This window comes from Desulfobacterales bacterium, from assembly GCA_034520365.1.
In the GTDB taxonomy this organism is placed as follows: domain Bacteria; phylum Desulfobacterota; class Desulfobacteria; order Desulfobacterales; family Desulfosalsimonadaceae; genus M55B175.
Map to the genome: position 1 here is coordinate 630479 of JAXHNP010000007.1, position 15979 is coordinate 646457.

Annotated in this window: 15 protein-coding genes and 1 riboswitch; of the genes, 9 read left to right on the forward strand and 6 right to left on the reverse strand. The window is 53.3% G+C overall.

Going from position 1 to position 15979, the window contains the following annotated elements:
• Positions 1-64 precede the first annotated feature (64 nt).
• From U5L07_16975 to U5L07_16995, 5 genes are all read right to left on the reverse strand, one after another.
• The gene (locus U5L07_16975) at positions 65-982 is read right to left on the reverse strand and encodes an amino acid permease (GenBank protein ID MDZ7833440.1); all 918 of its coding nucleotides are present in this window, start codon (positions 980-982) and stop codon (positions 65-67) included.
• On the reverse strand, positions 979-1647 hold the full coding sequence (locus tag U5L07_16980; protein ID MDZ7833441.1) for an energy transducer TonB: 669 nt from the start codon (positions 1645-1647) through the stop codon (positions 979-981). The genes U5L07_16975 and U5L07_16980 overlap by 4 nt, the downstream gene beginning before the upstream one ends.
• A gap of 3 nt (positions 1648-1650) precedes the next feature.
• The gene (locus U5L07_16985) at positions 1651-2058 is read right to left on the reverse strand and encodes a biopolymer transporter ExbD (GenBank protein MDZ7833442.1); all 408 of its coding nucleotides are present in this window, start codon (positions 2056-2058) and stop codon (positions 1651-1653) included.
• A 14-nt stretch (positions 2059-2072) separates the two neighbouring features.
• Positions 2073-2681, reverse strand: a complete 609-nt coding sequence (locus U5L07_16990; protein ID MDZ7833443.1) for a MotA/TolQ/ExbB proton channel family protein — start codon at positions 2679-2681, stop codon at positions 2073-2075.
• Between the two features lie 149 nt (positions 2682-2830).
• Positions 2831-4660 carry a hypothetical protein gene (locus U5L07_16995; protein MDZ7833444.1) on the reverse strand — a complete coding sequence of 610 codons (1830 nt, stop codon included), beginning with the start codon at positions 4658-4660 and terminating at the stop codon, positions 2831-2833.
• 412 nt (positions 4661-5072) lie between these two features.
• Between U5L07_16995 and U5L07_17000 the strand changes: the two genes are divergently transcribed.
• From U5L07_17000 to U5L07_17030, 7 genes are all read left to right on the forward strand, one after another.
• Positions 5073-6593 (forward strand): cobyric acid synthase, encoded by a 1521-nt coding sequence (locus U5L07_17000; protein MDZ7833445.1) that lies wholly within the window; start codon positions 5073-5075, stop codon positions 6591-6593.
• Positions 6590-7567, forward strand: coding sequence for an adenosylcobinamide-phosphate synthase CbiB (cbiB, locus tag U5L07_17005; GenBank protein MDZ7833446.1), 978 nt, complete (start codon positions 6590-6592; stop codon positions 7565-7567). Before U5L07_17000 ends, cbiB begins: the two co-directional genes overlap by 4 nt.
• Positions 7568-7586: 19 nt before the next feature.
• A riboswitch (cobalamin riboswitch) is annotated at positions 7587-7791 on the forward strand.
• A gap of 333 nt (positions 7792-8124) precedes the next feature.
• A complete protein-coding gene (locus U5L07_17010; protein ID MDZ7833447.1) occupies positions 8125-10107 on the forward strand; it encodes a TonB-dependent receptor in 1983 nt (660 codons plus the stop codon).
• Between the two features lie 20 nt (positions 10108-10127).
• The gene (locus U5L07_17015) at positions 10128-11420 is read left to right on the forward strand and encodes a hypothetical protein (GenBank protein ID MDZ7833448.1); all 1293 of its coding nucleotides are present in this window, start codon (positions 10128-10130) and stop codon (positions 11418-11420) included.
• 229 nt (positions 11421-11649) lie between these two features.
• Entirely contained in the window at positions 11650-11997 is a 348-nt protein-coding gene (locus U5L07_17020; GenBank protein ID MDZ7833449.1) for an iron dependent repressor, metal binding and dimerization domain protein, read from the forward strand.
• Between the two features lie 118 nt (positions 11998-12115).
• Positions 12116-12241: a hypothetical protein gene (locus U5L07_17025; GenBank protein ID MDZ7833450.1), complete on the forward strand. Its 126-nt coding sequence runs from the start codon at positions 12116-12118 to the stop codon at positions 12239-12241.
• A 190-nt stretch (positions 12242-12431) separates the two neighbouring features.
• A complete protein-coding gene (locus tag U5L07_17030) occupies positions 12432-13532 on the forward strand; it encodes an isocitrate/isopropylmalate dehydrogenase family protein (GenBank protein MDZ7833451.1) in 1101 nt (366 codons plus the stop codon).
• A 74-nt stretch (positions 13533-13606) separates the two neighbouring features.
• Here U5L07_17030 and U5L07_17035 read toward each other — a convergent pair whose 3' ends face one another.
• Positions 13607-15070, reverse strand: a complete 1464-nt coding sequence (locus U5L07_17035) for a coniferyl aldehyde dehydrogenase (protein ID MDZ7833452.1) — start codon at positions 15068-15070, stop codon at positions 13607-13609.
• Between the two features lie 407 nt (positions 15071-15477).
• Between U5L07_17035 and U5L07_17040 the strand changes: the two genes are divergently transcribed.
• Positions 15478-15720, forward strand: a complete 243-nt coding sequence (locus U5L07_17040; protein ID MDZ7833453.1) for a hypothetical protein — start codon at positions 15478-15480, stop codon at positions 15718-15720.
• Positions 15717-15935: a DUF2283 domain-containing protein gene (locus U5L07_17045; protein MDZ7833454.1), complete on the forward strand. Its 219-nt coding sequence runs from the start codon at positions 15717-15719 to the stop codon at positions 15933-15935. Before U5L07_17040 ends, U5L07_17045 begins: the two co-directional genes overlap by 4 nt.
• The last annotated feature ends 44 nt before the right edge of the window (positions 15936-15979 follow it).

Here is a 15979-nt window from a genome sequence, read left to right on the forward strand (position 1 = left end):
GCTTAAAAAGAGCTTCAGCTCATTGTTTTAAATTTTATTTCATATCCGTTCAGAAAGAAGTTTGTCAACTGTTTTCTCCACGGTTAAATGCCATTGTTCTTTTGTTGAGGTAGAGATAAAGCAGGATGCCCTCGGCAATCGTGGCCAGACCGAACAAGGTGCTGAGCGGCCGGCTCTTGACAGAGTATATGATAATCCAGAGATTGCCGAATATAAACAAAAGCGGGGTGATGGGGTAGCCAAACGTCTTATAGGCGGGGCTTTGGTCCGGCCGGCGGTATCTCAGCCATATCATGCCGATAACAGTGAGGACGGCAAAAATGGATAGGGTAAAGCCGATATAGATCAGAAGGGCATTGAAAACAGAGGTCAACACCAGGAAAACGGCAATGGCTCCCTGCAGAAAAATGGAGGCGGCCGGTGTATGGCGCTTTTTGTTGACCCGGGCAAAGGGCGTAAAAAATACCCCGTCCCTGGACATGGCATAATAGACCCGGGGGCCGGTCATGATCATGGCGCTTAACACCGAGAGAATGCCCAGGGAAACCGCCGCGCTGAAATACCGGCTGATCTGATCGCCGAACAAATTAACCGCGGCTTTGGCCCCAATATCCAGCACATCGCGCATCTCAGCAGCGGGCATGGCATAGATGTAGACCGCGTTGATCAAAAGGTAGAGGCCCATCACGGCCAGGGTGCCGACCGCCAGGGAGACGCGGATGTTTTTCTGCGGGTTTTTGATTTCCCCGCCGGCCCTCGGGAACCGGGCCCCCAGTTCGCCGTAGCACAGCGCCCCGCAAAGCGCAAAAAGGCCGCCGAAAAGCCAGCACAAAAGCAGGGTCAGGGGATGGCCCAGCTCGGTCATAATGTAGCCGGAAGTGGCGAAAATCCCGGTTCCCACCATGTTGGCGATAAGCAGCACGGTGGCGGTAAAAAGGCCGATCTCGCGTTTCAGGCCGTCGCCGTTTAGACTGTTTTTCATGTCAGTTCAAACATGATGGTGATTTTCATCTCAAGCGGCCCGTCAAACATTTTTGATGGCGGCCGGGGAAAGGGGGCCGCCGATTTGACCGCGTCAAGCGCCGCCCGATCCAGGGCTGAATGCCGCGAGGACCGGACGATTTCAGCCGATGTGACCCGGCCGTCCGGATCAATAGTAAAGCCGACCACCACCCGGCCTTCGATCTGCCTTTTCTGGGCGGATGGGGGATATTTTTTCTTGCTTTCGATTTTAAGCCGCAGCATGTCAAAGTAATCACCCTTGGTCAGATAGTTGGCCGCTCCGGGCGGCGACCACTCCGCGACATCGGCGGAAAGCCCGGACGTATCGGGCATGGCAATCTGCTCGGTAATGGTATCCGGGCTGTCGGCCTCAATTTGATCCATCTTCATCTTCGGCATATGCGGTTTGGGCACCTGGATTTTCTTGACATCATTTACCTGCGGGGTTTTGTGGCGCATCCGGGGCCGCGGAATGGACCTCGCCGGCGGCTCTTCTTCCCTTACCGTCAGTTCAATGACATTCAAAGCATTGGAGCGGTAAAGCCCGGCAATGTGCATAAAGATCACCACATGGATGCCCAGGGAAATCACCAGCATGCCGCGGAGGACCCAGTTGGGCTGTTTTTTGCCGTTTTCAGCCGTCACCGGTTAAAATTCCTTTTCCGTCGCCAGACACAATCTACCGGCACCTGCGGCCTTGGCAATATCCATGACCTTGACGGCCTTGTTCAAAATTACCCGGCGGTCGGACTTGACCACCACGAGGCGGTTCTCGTCGCTGCCGATCATGTTCTTAAGGCGGGTGAACAATTGATCAAGTGCCACCGGCTGGTCCATGAGATAGGCCTGTCCGGACTCATCCACATAAATCGTAATCTCTTTCTGCACCTGGGGCGCAGACGCCTTGGCCTGGGGCAGCTTGACCTTGATGCCTTCATCCACCATAAAATTCGTGGTCAGCAAGAAATAGATCAGCAGCATGAAGACGATATCGATCAGCGAGGTCAGCGGCGCCTGGATTTGGTATGGTTCGCGTTTTTTAAAGGTTAATGCCATCGATCGGCTCCTTGCTATTGCTTGGCGGTGATCGCTTTGAGGAAGGCCACCGAACCTTCCTGAAGCTTGGCCTCATATTTTTCTATGCGGGAGAGCACATAAGAATGCGCAACCATGGTGGGCAGCGCCACGGCCAGGCCCAGCGCGGTGGTCAGCATGGCCTCCCAGATGCCGCCGGCCAGAACCGCGGCATTGACTTTGCCGCCCATCTGCTGGATGACCATAAAGGCTTTAATCATGCCGATGACCGTGCCCAAAAGCCCCAAAAGCGGCGCAACATTGCCGATGGTGGCCAGCGCCTGGGTGTATGAGGACAGCTTCCGGACTTCCGTGTCCGTGGCATGGGTAATCACCGATTCGAGCATATCCCGGTCCTGGTTTCTGACTCCCATGGCCTGGGCCAGGACCTGGCCCATGGGTGAGCGGCTGTTAACGGCCGTGTCGTAGGCGGTTTGGTCCTTACCCTGCCGGATCAGCGCCACAACTTTTTCCGTAAGTCCCGCGCCCCGGCTTCTCAGCCGGGTAAAATGGATCAGCCGCTCGGCGAAGATAGCCAGCGCCAGCACGGAGCAGAGCAGGATCGGGATGACCAGCACCCCGCCTTTGCTTAAGAATTCGATCATTGATCCTCCTCAAGAATTTCCAATTTCACCGCATCTACTGCGTCAAATGTTGTCTCGCATAGGTAACTATAGCTCGACATCATTTTCCTTGTATCTGCGGCAAACTTGAAAATCCTTCATTTTTTACGAATCTATCAAGTTTATATGGATTATTCGCTGATTTGTTTTGAAGTGCTGGTATCAGCACCCTCTTCTTCTTCTTCCACGATATCCGGTTTGCCGTCGTAGTCGAGATCTTTTTCCGTTTTCACCAGGGCCTCGGATTCATCATAGTGCTCCCAGAGGTCCGGAGCCCCGTCGCCGTTGGTGTCCTCTTCGACCCGGGTGACACGTCGCTCGGTGTAATAGAACCAGACGTCGGTTTGGCCGTCTCCATCTTTGTCCTTTTCCGCCCGGATGGGGTTCTCCGCCTCATCATAAAACCATACCAGGTCCGAGTCATCGGTGTTTTGCGCGTATTCCACGGCCTTGGTCAGCTTTCCCGCGGCATCATAATACTCGCGGTAGTTCATGCGCCCATCCCCGTCCTCATCTATGGCTTTTCGCCTTAATACCCCGTCCTGGTAGCAGAACCGGGCTTCGGGCTGCTCGTCCGCATCCGCGTCCTGCTCCATGACCATGGCCCATTCGGGCCGGTCAAACCACTGGGTGATTTCAAAATGCCCGTCATGGTCGGAGTCCTTGACAATCTTTTGTTTTTCTTCATTTTTATAAATAGCGCGGAGGTCAATTTCACCGTCGCCGTTTTCATCCTTTTCAACCTTTGTCAGCTGTCCGTTTTCATAGAACTGCCAGGTGTCCACGGCCCCGTTATAGGTCGTATCGCTTTCGACTTTTTCTTTTTCCGCGTCTTCATTGAAAAAGACCGTGGTATCCGGCGTGCCGTCCTGGTTATCATCCCGGGTCTGCCGGTGGATTTTTTCGTCTTTAAAATAGGTTACGGTTTCCAGAAACCGGTCGCCGTCCGCATCATATTCCATGCGTATCTGTTTGCCGTCTTCAAAAAAGCGGATGCGGTCGATATGACCCGTATGCCGGGAGTCCTCTTCAATCCGTTTGACCTGGCTCTCCGCGTCAAACCACGTGAAGGTATCGCGGGTGCCGTCATGATTGCTGTCCTTTTCCTGGGTGATTGGCTGGCCGGCTTCAAACCGGGTGAATATGTCAAACCGCCCGTCCAGATTGGCGTCCTTTTTCTGACGGATGGGCTCGCTGTTTTCAAAAATGGTGATTGAATCCATCCGGCCGTCATCATCGGTATCCTTCTGCTGAATAGAAACCTCGCCGTTGTCATAATAGCGGGTCGTCTCCATCCTTCCGTCTTCGGACAGATCATGCCGGCTCTCGGCCGGCTGGCCGTTTTTATCATAGAGGAAAACTTGCTCTAGTCGGCCGTCTTCATTCTGATCTGCCAGGCGGCTTAGCGGCAAATCAGAATGATAGGTCTGCCAGATATTAATGCGGCCGTTTTCATCCGTGTCCTTGGTGGAAAAATTCAGTGCGCCATCTTCAAAATAATAGATCGTGTCAAAAAACCCGCTGTCATTGGTGTCGGCCTTCATTTTCAGGGGTTTTTCATTTTCATCAAAGTAGATGACGCGGTTGATTTCCCGGTTTTCACTAAAGCGTTCCTGGCGGATGCGCCGGCCGTCGGTAAAATAGTCGATGGAGTCAATCTGGCCGTCGTAATCATTGTCTTTTTCAAGGCGGACGATGGTTTCCGCTTCATAAAACTGGAATTGATCCATTCGGCCGTCTTTGTTGGTATCCATCTCAAGCCGCCGGATGCGGCCTTTTTCATCAAAAAAAGAGATCCGGTCAATATTGCCGTCGTCATTGGTATCTTTTTCGATCTTTTTGCCGGTTTCACCCTCTGCGGCTGCCTGGTTCGCGGACAGAATGCACAGGACAGCGAGCAGTAAAAACAGTCCGATCCCAGGCCTTCGTATGGGAAACAGTTTTTCTTGTTTATGATGCATCGTTTGGCTGATCCTTTTTCCCCATGCCGGCGGCAGGAGGATAAATTTTTCCCGGTTTTTCAGAATGGTTAATTAGCGCCTGGATGCATTGAAACCTTTGGGGGTAAAGGGGAGAAAGGAGAGGTCTTGGTTGCATCCAGGCGCTAAACTGACAGCCGGCCGCGCTTTAAAGCAAAAAAGCCACGAAAGAAAGCGCAGATATCCATCCGTCTTAACCTTCGTGGCTTTATTGTTTATGTCTGTTTCGGCATCTTGCCATGCTTCGGCAATGGCTGATGCTGGCATCTTTAATTTTCCTAAAAAATTTTATTTATGCAAAAACAGGATTGCTGTCAATAAAAAAGTATGGTTCGCTTGACACGAAAAAATGATATGGCATCAAAAAAGGCGATTATTTAAAGCGGATTTTTAAATGCGTGCGGATACAAAAAAAACACCCTGCCTGGCGTTTCTGGGCACGGGATCGGATGTGGGAAAAAGCGTGCTGGCCACTGCCATGTGCCGGGTGCTGGCTGACCGCGGCGTGCGGGTGGCGCCGTATAAGGCCCAGAACATGTCCAACAATTCCGGGGTGACGCCGGAAGGGCTGGAAATGGGACGCGCCCAGATTGTGCAGGCCGAGGCCTGCCGCCTGGCCCCGCACGTCAATATGAACCCCGTGCTTTTAAAGCCCACAGGCGAGAGCGGCTCCCAGGTGGTGGTTTTGGGAAAGGCTGTGGGCAACCAGCAGGCCCGGGAGTATTACACAGCCAAAAATGATCTTTTCGCCATTGCCGCAGACGCCCTGGATCGTCTGAGGGCGCAGTATGCCGCGGTGATTATGGAGGGAGCGGGCTCCTGCGCCGAGGTGAACTTAATGGCCCATGATTTCGTCAATCTTCGCATCGCCGCCCATGCGGATGCGCCGGTGGTGCTGGTGGCGGATATCCATAAGGGCGGGGTGTTCGCCCAGATCGTGGGGACCCTGGAATGCCTGGCCCCGGAGCAGCGGGATCAGATCAAGGGGTTTATCATCAACCGCTTCCGCGGGGATGCGAGCCTTTTTGACGAGGGCGTTCGATGGCTGACGCAAAAGACCGGAAAGCCCTGTTTCGGCGTGATTCCCTGGTTTGACCACATCCGGATCGAGGCCGAGGATTCGGTGGTGATTGAACGGCCGAAAACGGTGGCCGGGGCTGCCATTGAAGCGCCCGGCATCGCTGTTATCCGGCTGCCGCACATATCCAATTTTACGGATTTTGATCCCCTGGATGCGGCAGGCGGCGTGAGTGTGCATTTTCTGGAGCAGGCGCAGGATCTTTCCGGCTTTTCTGCGGTGATCCTCCCGGGCTCGAAAAACACCCGGGCGGATTTAAACTGGCTGAAACATCTGGGATGGGCGGATCACATCCGGCGGTATTATGATCGGGGCGGGCATCTGCTGGGGATTTGCGGCGGCTACCAGATGCTGGGGCGAGACATTTCCGATCCCGACGGCCTGGAAGGCGAGTCCGGAGAAATGAACGGTCTCGGCCTATTGCCCGTGAAAACGCGGCTCACCGCCCCCAAAACCACCACCCGGGCGCGGTTTAAATGGGATGAAAGCAAGGGCACCGGCTATGAGATCCACATGGGCCGGACGGAAATTATCGGCGGGACCGGCTGGCTTACGGTGATTGAACAGAATGGCGAAGTCGTTAATTTTAGGGACGGATGTGCATCAGAAGACGGCCGGGTTTTGGGCACCTACATCCACGGCCTGTTTGATGAGCCAGGGGTGCTTAAAAAATGGCTGATCCGGATCGGTCTGCCGGATGCGGAAGTTCCAAATTTGGCCGGGTACGCGGCAAGAGATGCCCAGTACGCGCTTTTGGCAAACCATTTTGAAGCCCATGCGGATGTTGAGGCCCTGATGGCCGTGATGGAACTTATTCCCGCGGGAGAAGGCGCATGACCGGCTTTGCTTTTGGATGGGTTCTGCTTCCCCTGGCCCTGGTGATCGATCTGGCGGCCGGAGACCCGCCCCGGCTTCCCCACCCGATTCGGCTGATGGGATGGGGGATCAGCCGGCTGGAGCCGCTTTTCCGAAAGCTTAAACTTCCTTTGACGGTTTCAGGGTTTTTGTTTGCCGCGCTGATGGTGGGCGCCGCTTTTCTCGCAGCTTTTGCCCTGGTGGCGGCGGCTATTTGGGTGCATCCGGTGCTGGGTGGCATCAGCCAGGTTCTTATCATTTATATATGCCTGGCTCCCCGGTGTCTGTATGATGAGGCCATGCATGTGCGCAGATCCCTTGCCGCTGGAGAGACTGAACATGCCAGGACCCGGATCGGGATGCTGGTGAGCCGCGATGTCAGGCACCTGGATGACACCGGCATTTCGCGGGCAGCGGTTGAGACCGTGGCGGAAAATTTTGTGGATGGCGTATTATCCCCGCTTTTTTATGCCGCCCTGCTGGGTGCGCCGGGCGCGGCAGCCTTTAAAATGGCCTCCACCCTGGACTCCATGGTGGGCTATAAAAACGAGCGATACAAGGATTTCGGCAGGGCCTCGGCCCGCCTGGATGATCTGCTAAACTGGATTCCGGCACGGCTTTCATTGCCGATCATCGCGCTTGCCGCGCGCATGCTGTTTGATACCGGCGGCCGCGCCTTACAAACCGCTCGGCATGAGGGCAAAAACCACCAGAGCCCCAACGCCGGAAGGCCTGAGGCGGCATTTGCCGGCGCGCTCGGCGTGAAACTAAACGGGCCCAATATCTACCATGGCCGGTATGTGGATAAACCCTGGATCGGAAAAAATTTCAGGCCGCCCGTGCCTTCGGACATCTTAAAGGCGGGCCACCTGATGATGCTTTCCACCCTGCTCAGCGCGGTATTGATGACGGGCTTGCATGTAGTGGTGTTTGGAATTTATTTGCTTTCATCTTGACAGTCTCTTTTCTGTTTACTATAAAAATAAATGTTAGGGTGCAATGCAATACGCTTAATAGGGAATCCCGTGAAAGTCGGGAGTGGTCCCGCCGCTGTAACCCCGATTCGTTTGCTTGACGAAAACCTTTTCAGCCTTGATGCCACTTTTCGGCCAAAGCCGGATGGGAAGGCCGCTGAAAAGGCGGGGGAGCCAGAAGACCTGCCTTAACCGATACATCGGTGACCTGCGGGATAACAGGCGCCGGATTTATTGTATTGATACATGCGAGGGCCAAGAAAACTGGGTGCAGCCCTCCGGATGCGATGCGTCGCCTCCGGAGGGCTTTTTTTATTTTAAGGCGCATTTAAAAGAATACAGCTGCCACCCACTTGGTCATTTTCCGGGTTCCGTTGGCTAAAAGACCAAACCCTAAATCTTCAGCCGAAGACAGCCTCCATGGCTGACGGCATCCGGATTATGGCCATTTTTTTTATGGAGAATCGAAAACGACAGGCACGCATATGAGAAAGCAAGCGCACTTAGCTGGATGTATTATTTTAATTTCAGGTATCCTATTGTTTTTGTTTGATTCCGGTTTTGCGGAAGAAAAACAGACGAATTTTACCCTGGATCCGGTAGTTGTCACCGCCCGCGGGCAGCAGTCGGATTATCAGACCGGGGATGTGGATCAAGTGAACACGCCGTCTTTTTTTTCCACGATCACCCGGGATGAGTTTGAAGGCAAAATGGAGAACCTCTCCGAGGTAATTGAAAGCCAGGCGGGCATTCAGGTCCGTCAGTCCGGCGGTTTGGGCAGCTTTTCCACGGTTTCCATGCGCGGGGCCTCAAGTGACCAGGTCATGGTCTTCATGGACGGGGTGCTTTTAAACGACGCCTCGGGCGGCGGGGTGGATTTAAGCAACATTGCCCTGGCGGATGTGGATTCGGTTGAAATCTACCAGGGCACCAGTCCGATAAACTTCGGCAAGGCCTCCATCGGCGGGGTGGTCAACATCCAGACCCGGCGTTCGAAAAAGGGATTCAATGCCAACGCGATCGCCGGCTACGGCTCTTTTAACACCCGGAAACTTTCCGCATTTATCAATCACAAGCCCGGCAGATGGGATTACCTGATTTCCGCGGATTACATGGATTCGGATAATGATTTTGAGATCGAAAATGACAACGGCACGCCGCAAAACCCGGCGGATGACCGGACAGAGGATCGAAACAATGCCCAGTTTGACCAGGCCAACGTTCTTACCCGACTCGGATATGATTTCACGAAAAATGCCCGGCTGGACATTATGAACAAGTGGTTTTCCAAAGACCAGGGCATCCCCTCCTGGAACAACAGCCCGCGGACAGAAACCGAACTGGACACGGAGCGGAACATCAGCACGCTTAAATTGACCTTAAACGATATCACCCCGCTTCATTTAAACACCAGCACCCAGGTGGACTACCTGGTCAAGGAGGAGTTATATGACGACGCCGACAACCATATCGGGCTGGGCCGGCAGAAAAACCGCTACGATACGGATCGTTTAAGCGGGCGCTTTTTTGCCGAATGGCTGAGTGACCGGCACTCCCTTCGTCTGACTTTAGAAGCCCTGAATGAAACCTATGAGGCAGAAAACGAGTTAAACGGCGAAAAGACCAACGACAGCGACCGCCGCAGCTTTTCCGCGGGCATCCAGGATACGGTGTTTTTTGCCAATGACCGGCTGAGCATCACCCCGGCTGTCCGGTATACGCATATTTCGGATGATTTTTCAGCAGACGGGGATGCCCTGGGGATCGATCCGGTGGATGACGCCCGAACCAACGATCACTTCATGCCGCAGATCGGGGTCAAATTTCAGGCAAGCGATCAGGTCACCGTAAAATCCAATCTGGCCAAATATTTTCGTGAGCCCTCCTTTTTTGAACTCTTCGGGGACCGGGGCATATTCCTTGGCAACCCGGAGCTGGAGGCAGAATCGGGGGTCAATTTCGACATCGGCCTTCAGTATTTTCGCCAGTGGTCGGAGGGCCGGCTGAACCGTCTGTCCGCAAAAGCGGTCTATTTCTACAGTCAGGTGGATGACATGATTACGCGCACCTATAACGCCCGCGGTATCGGCAAGGCGGACAATATTTCAGAGGCATCCATCAACGGCATTGAAACCCGCATCAGTGCGGAAGTCTTCGGGAATTTCCGCCTGATCGGCCAGTACACCTTTCAGGACGCGGAAAACAAAAGCCGGATCGCATCCTTTGACGGCAATCAGCTGCCCGGTAAGTTCAGGCATTCCTGGCTGGGACGGATCGAATACAACTGGCGGCAGCTAAAACTCTACACCGAATACATCAATGAATCGGACATGTATTACGACTCGGCCAATCTGCTGGAAGCGCCCACGAAGACCGAGGTCAACTGCGGCTTGAGCTACCTCATGGATTCCTGGCGTATCAGCCTTGAAGCCAAAAATATCGGTGATGACCGTTATGAGGAGTTTAACGGCTATCCGCTGCCCGGGCGCTCTTTTTTTGCAAGCATTAAATATTCATTATAAACCGATTGAAAGGAGAATTTATGTCAAACATTCAAACAAAAACAGGCATCAACATTTTATTAACCATTTTTTTGATCTGCGGGCTTTGCGCAGCAGGCCATGCGGGGCAGAAGGCGGTGATAGCCACCGTGTCCCCCGACTATGAAAGCGGGGCGCATGCCCTTGCATCCGTGGAGCCCCTGGGCGGACCCCGGGATATTCAGACCAACCTGGCCCCGACCGGCTCGGATATCACGGTGACGGCTTTTGGGGAATATTTTTACCGGCTTGAAAGGAGCGGTGCCCACAACATAAGCAAGTATCATGTGAATGCGCCGACGGAAGTGATCTGGCAGTATTCCACGGAAGGCCGTGATGAGAACAGCAACCCCCATGATATCGTATTTGTGAATTCCGAAAAAGCCTATCTTTTACGCTACGGCTCGGATACGGCCTGGATCGTGAATCCATCGGCAGAGACGGAAGATGCGTTTAAAACCGGAGAGCTGGATTTGAGCGCATATGCAGATACCGATGGCGTCCCGGAAATGCACTCCGGCATGGTGGTCGGGGACCGCTTGTTTATCACCCTGCAGCGGGTGGATTATTCCGCCGGCTTCTCCGACGTGGAATACAACACCCCGTATGTGGCTGTTTTCGACACAAAAACGGACGAAGAGATCGATGTCCTGGATTGCGGCTGTGAGATGAAGGGGATTGAAATCCCGGAGATTACCAATCTGGGCGCCATTCAGTATCTGGATGTCACCGACAGGATCTACGTCCAGGGCATGGGCGATTATGATCAGACAGAAGGCGCCCCCATGGGCGGCATCGTCCGCATTGACCCGGACACCTATGAAACAGACGTGGTTCTGAGAGATGATTTCAGCGTTTACGGGGCGGTAACCGGCATGGTGGTGGTATCTGAAACCAAGGGCTATTTTATCGGGTATGCCGGATGGGGAGACAATACGCTATACACCTTTGATCCGGGCTGCGATACCGGATGCGGCATCGGCCCGGTGCCCGGTTTTGAAAATATCAGCATCGCCGGCATGGAATCCGGCGCTTATACGGATGAAAACGGGATGGCCTGGATATGTGTCCAGAGCCAGGAAAATCCCCGGGTGGATATTCTGAATCCGGCTGATGATACCATTGATGAGAGCCTTTCCACAGAGTTGAACCCGCTTAAGGTGGCGTTTACCGGAAGCGGGACAAATGATGACGGGTCCGGAGATGATGATGGGACCGGAGATGATGATGGGGAGGAAGCCGACGATGACGGCGGCAGCAGCAGCAGCGGCTGTTTTATCGGGGGGTTGAAATAGAATGCGGGACAGTGCGATATCATCCGTATAATTCCAAAAACGCTTGACAGCAAAAAAGGAAGTTCGATAAAAATAGACGTTAAATCGGCGGAAGAATCCGTCATTGGCAGGATTTAAATAAACATCCTGCAAAAAACAAAATCGGGTTTCCCGTGATCTAAGGGAAATCCGTCCATATTTCGAATAAAAGCCACGAAGGCATGACCTTCCAAAAGAAGGAAGGGCTTTCGTGGCTTTTTTTGTTTTAAAGCGGGGAAAATTTTCTGGACAAAGCGCTATACCACAAATTAAATTCTTGACGAATATTTTGAAAATCAGGGATGATACGGCGGACGAGGAAGCCTGCAAAATGGAGCATACCCTGAGCGAGGCCACACTGGACAGCCTGACGGATTTTATGGTTTTTATTCAGGAATGCCCGCGGGCCGGGGAGTCCTGGCTGCAGAACTTTGAGGAATACCGCGTCCAGGGCTATAAGCCGGAAAAGTGCAAATCGCGGAGCGGTGAATTCGCCTGCGAGTTGAAAGAACGGATTGATCATAGGGATTCTGATGAAGGCGGTGGATCTGGCAAATAAGAAAAGCGATGGGGTGGTATAGTTATGAAATGACGCCGAGATTGCGGGAAAGCCTGCCAATGCCGGGCTGGCATATCAGGGAACAGACAAGGCCGGCGATTTTCTGCCAAAAACCCGCATGATGGGAACTATCGGCTGCGATATCTTTGAAGCAACAAACCTGGCCCTGGAATATTTCCATGACGAGTATGAAAACGATGACGCGGCCGATGTGATCACCGCGCAGCTGGCCGTTGAATTTTGAGCGGGGCGCGGCGATATTGCAATTATTTGACATCCCGGCATTTTGCGGCCATATTAAATTTTATGATGGCGTCTGAAGAGTTCCCCTTGCGGCCCTTTCAGGGGAAGATCGAGCCTGATACCCAATACCTAATACCTAATACCCGTTTACTTAAAAACTTCTATAGCGGGTCAGCAGATAGGGAGGCTTTATGGGCAGCAGCAAGGTAATAACCCTGATACCCGGTGACGGCGTGGGACCGGAAATCTCCGAGGTGGCGAAATCCTGCATCTTTGCACTGGGGGTGGATATTGAATGGGATCTGCAGGAGGCGGGCGCCGCAGTGATCGCAAAGGAAAATACGCCGCTTCCGAAGCGGGTGATTGACTCCATCCGGAAAAACAAGGTGGCGCTCAAAGGGCCGGTGGAGACCCCCATCGGAAAGGGCTTCAGAAGCGTCAATGTTCAGCTTCGTCAGCAGCTGGACCTCTTCGCCAATGTCAGACCCTGCAAGTTTTACGAAGGCGTCCACACCCGCATCACGAATCCCCAGAACATCAACATCGTCATTGTCCGGGAAAACACCGAAGATCTGTATGCGGGCATCGAGTTCATGGAGTCCTGCGGCCTGGACACCCCGTTTTTAAAATTTCTGCAGGAGCAGAAGGGCCTGGAGCTGGACTGTGACACGGGCCTGAGTATCAAGCCGATATCGGTCAGGGCCTCCGAGCGGATCGGTAAATTCGCCTTTGAATATGCCCGGCAATACGGCCGGAAAAAGGTGACCGGCGTGGACAAGGCCAATATCATGAAATATTCTGACGGCTTGTTTATGAAAACGGTTGAATCGGTGAGCCAAAAATATCCGGAAATCGCCTATGAGCACAAGCTGGTGGACAACATGTGCATGCAGCTGGTGCAGTATCCGGAAAAATACGATGTATTGGTGCTGCCCAACCTATACGGCGACATTGTCTCAGACCTGGCCGCCGGCATTGTGGGCGGGCTGGGTGTTGCCCCGGGCGCGAATATGGGCGAGGAATATGCCGTGTTTGAAGCGGTCCATGGCAGCGCCCCGGATATTGCGGGAAAGGATATGGTCAACCCCACCGGGCTTCTGCTCTCAACGGTTTTGATGCTTGAGCACATCGGGGAGATGGATGCGGCCAAAAAGCTGGAGCAGGCGGTTGCGGCGGTTTTAAAAGAAGGTGAAAAGGTCACCGCGGACCTTAAGGGAAGGGACAACCCCGCGCCGCCGGTCGGCACCCGGGCCATGGGCGAGGCGATCGTTGAAAAGATTCGGTCCATATAATTCCGAGGCTTAATCCGTTCGCCAATCTGCCAGGCGCGCAAAGCATTTCCGTTACGGTCTCTGCTTCTTTGCTGTCACCGGATGAGCAGTTTATAGATGAACCGATGAATCCACCGGCCGTAGGGCGGATAGATCAGCCGGGTGCTGTTGAACCGCGGCTTGTATAATACTCCGCGGGCATTTGAAAAACTGACGAAGCCTTCCCGGCCGTGGTAGCGGCCCATCCCGGAATCGCCCACGCCGCCGAAAGGCAGATCGTCCTGGGCGACGTGGAATAAGGTGTCGTTTACCACCGCGCCGCCGGAATGGGTATTGGTCAGCACATGCTCAATTCGCCGGCGGTCATAGCCGAAGTAATAGAGCGCCAGCGGGTGGGGATGGGCATTTACATAGGCGATCGCCTCACCCAGCGTATCATAGGGCAGAACCGGAAGCAGCGGTCCGAAGATTTCTTCTTTCATCACGCGCATTTCCTGCGTCACCCCTTGGAGTACATAAAACGGCATTTTGCGCGTACCCGTGAAATCCTCAGCCGCGGGGTTGATTGCGGTGATCTGCGCCCCCTTTTCCCGGGCATCTTCCAGCAGCCCCTGAATCCGCTGATACTGGCGATCATTGACAATGGCGGTAAACTGGGGATTGGTTTTCATGGCGGGAAACATTTTGGCGGTACAGGTCTTAAGATCCGCCACAAATGCCTCTATGCGCTGTCCGGGGCAGAGCACGTAATCCGGGGCGATGCAGGTTTGACCGGCATTTAGGAGCTTGCCGAAGGCGATGCGTTCGGCCGCGTCCATGCCGGGCGTTGTGGGGCCGATGATGGCCGGGGATTTGCCGCCCAGCTCCAGAGTGACCGGAGTCAGGTTGTCGGCTGCGGCTCGCATGACATGTCTGCCGATGGCGGTGGAGCCGGTAAACAGGAGATGATCCCAGGGCTTGGCGGAAAATGTCGCCGCCGCGTCCGCTTCTCCGGTGATCACCGAAACGTGGTCTTCCCTGAATGTCCGGGCGATCATCTGCTGAAAAAGCGCCGAGGTGTTGGGTGTGAATTCGCTCATTTTAATCATCACCCGGTTGCCCGCGGCCAGGGCATAGGTTAAGGGCCCTGCTGCCAGATAAATCGGATAATTCCATGGTACAATAATGCCCACCACCCCTAATGGCTGGTATTGGATGCGGGCCCGGCCGGGCATGAAGGCGGGATTGACGCGGCGGCGGGCAGGCTTCATCCAGCGTTTCACCCGTTTTGCGGCATACCGGAGGCCTTCCACGGACGGGAAAAATTCGGCCAAAAGCGTCTCATCCGCAGCCCGGCCGTCAAAATCCGCATGAACGGCCTGAACGAATTCCGCCTGCCGCTCGATCAGCGCGGCTTTAAGCCGCTTCAGATGGGCAATTCGCTGCTCTGCCGGTGTGATTGGCGCTTTTTGGAAGGCGTTTTTCTGGGCCTCAAAAATGCGGTCTATTTCGGCAAATTCCGGGTTTTCCGGCCGGCCGGGGCTTTCTGCGCCCTTCACGGTTTCGGCGTTATTTGGCATGATTTTTCCCCTTTATATGGATCTTAATCGTACTCAGTCCCGCGTAAGCGGGACGGTTCTCGTTCCCGTAATCGTACTCGAAAAAATTAAAAGCCGATTACGAGCATGAGTACGAGCACGAACCAGCAGGAATTGAATTTACGGCAAATTTATATCCTTAAGCTCCTTTTAGGTTCGGCCCCGGGCGCACGGCCCGGGGGGGATTACTTCTAAAGATCAAAATTTCCGATATACTAAAATAACAACTGTGCAGCCGTCTTGCCAGCTCAATTTGGGTCTGTAAAAACAGGCCTGTATTCCTTTGTGATTTCGAGGCCAATGCTTAAAATTTATATCGCCGCCTGACAAAATCAATATTTGTTGCGCTTGTTTTTGTATTAATTCAGGTTTTATGATAATTTAAAAGCATGGAGACATATCAATTTACGAAATATTTCCAGGATGAAGTGCTCAGAAAAAGGCCTTACTTGAAAAAGGAGTGGTGTGTAAGGGTTATTGAGAATCCAATCATCGAGGAGCCTCAAGAGCACAATCGGTTTCGTTTTTGGGGAAAGATTGACGAGCTTGGGGATAAGTATTTGCGGGTTGTGACCCTGGCAGATAAAAAAACAATTCATAATGCCTTTCCGGATAGGGGGTTTAAGCCATGAATTTAAATTATTATGAAGAGACGGATTCTTTATATATTGATTTATCATCAAAAACGAGCGTTGAAAGTAAAGCTGTCTCAGAAGGGATTGTTTTGGATTATGATGAAGATGGCAATTTGACTGGCATCGATATTGACAATGCCCGTAAAAAGCTTGATTTAACTGAAATCATAATTAGTAAGCTGCCTGTTCATATTCAGAAAATATCTGCTTGAAGGGGGATCGACTTGCTGGCAGCCCCCTCTGCTTCATATAAATC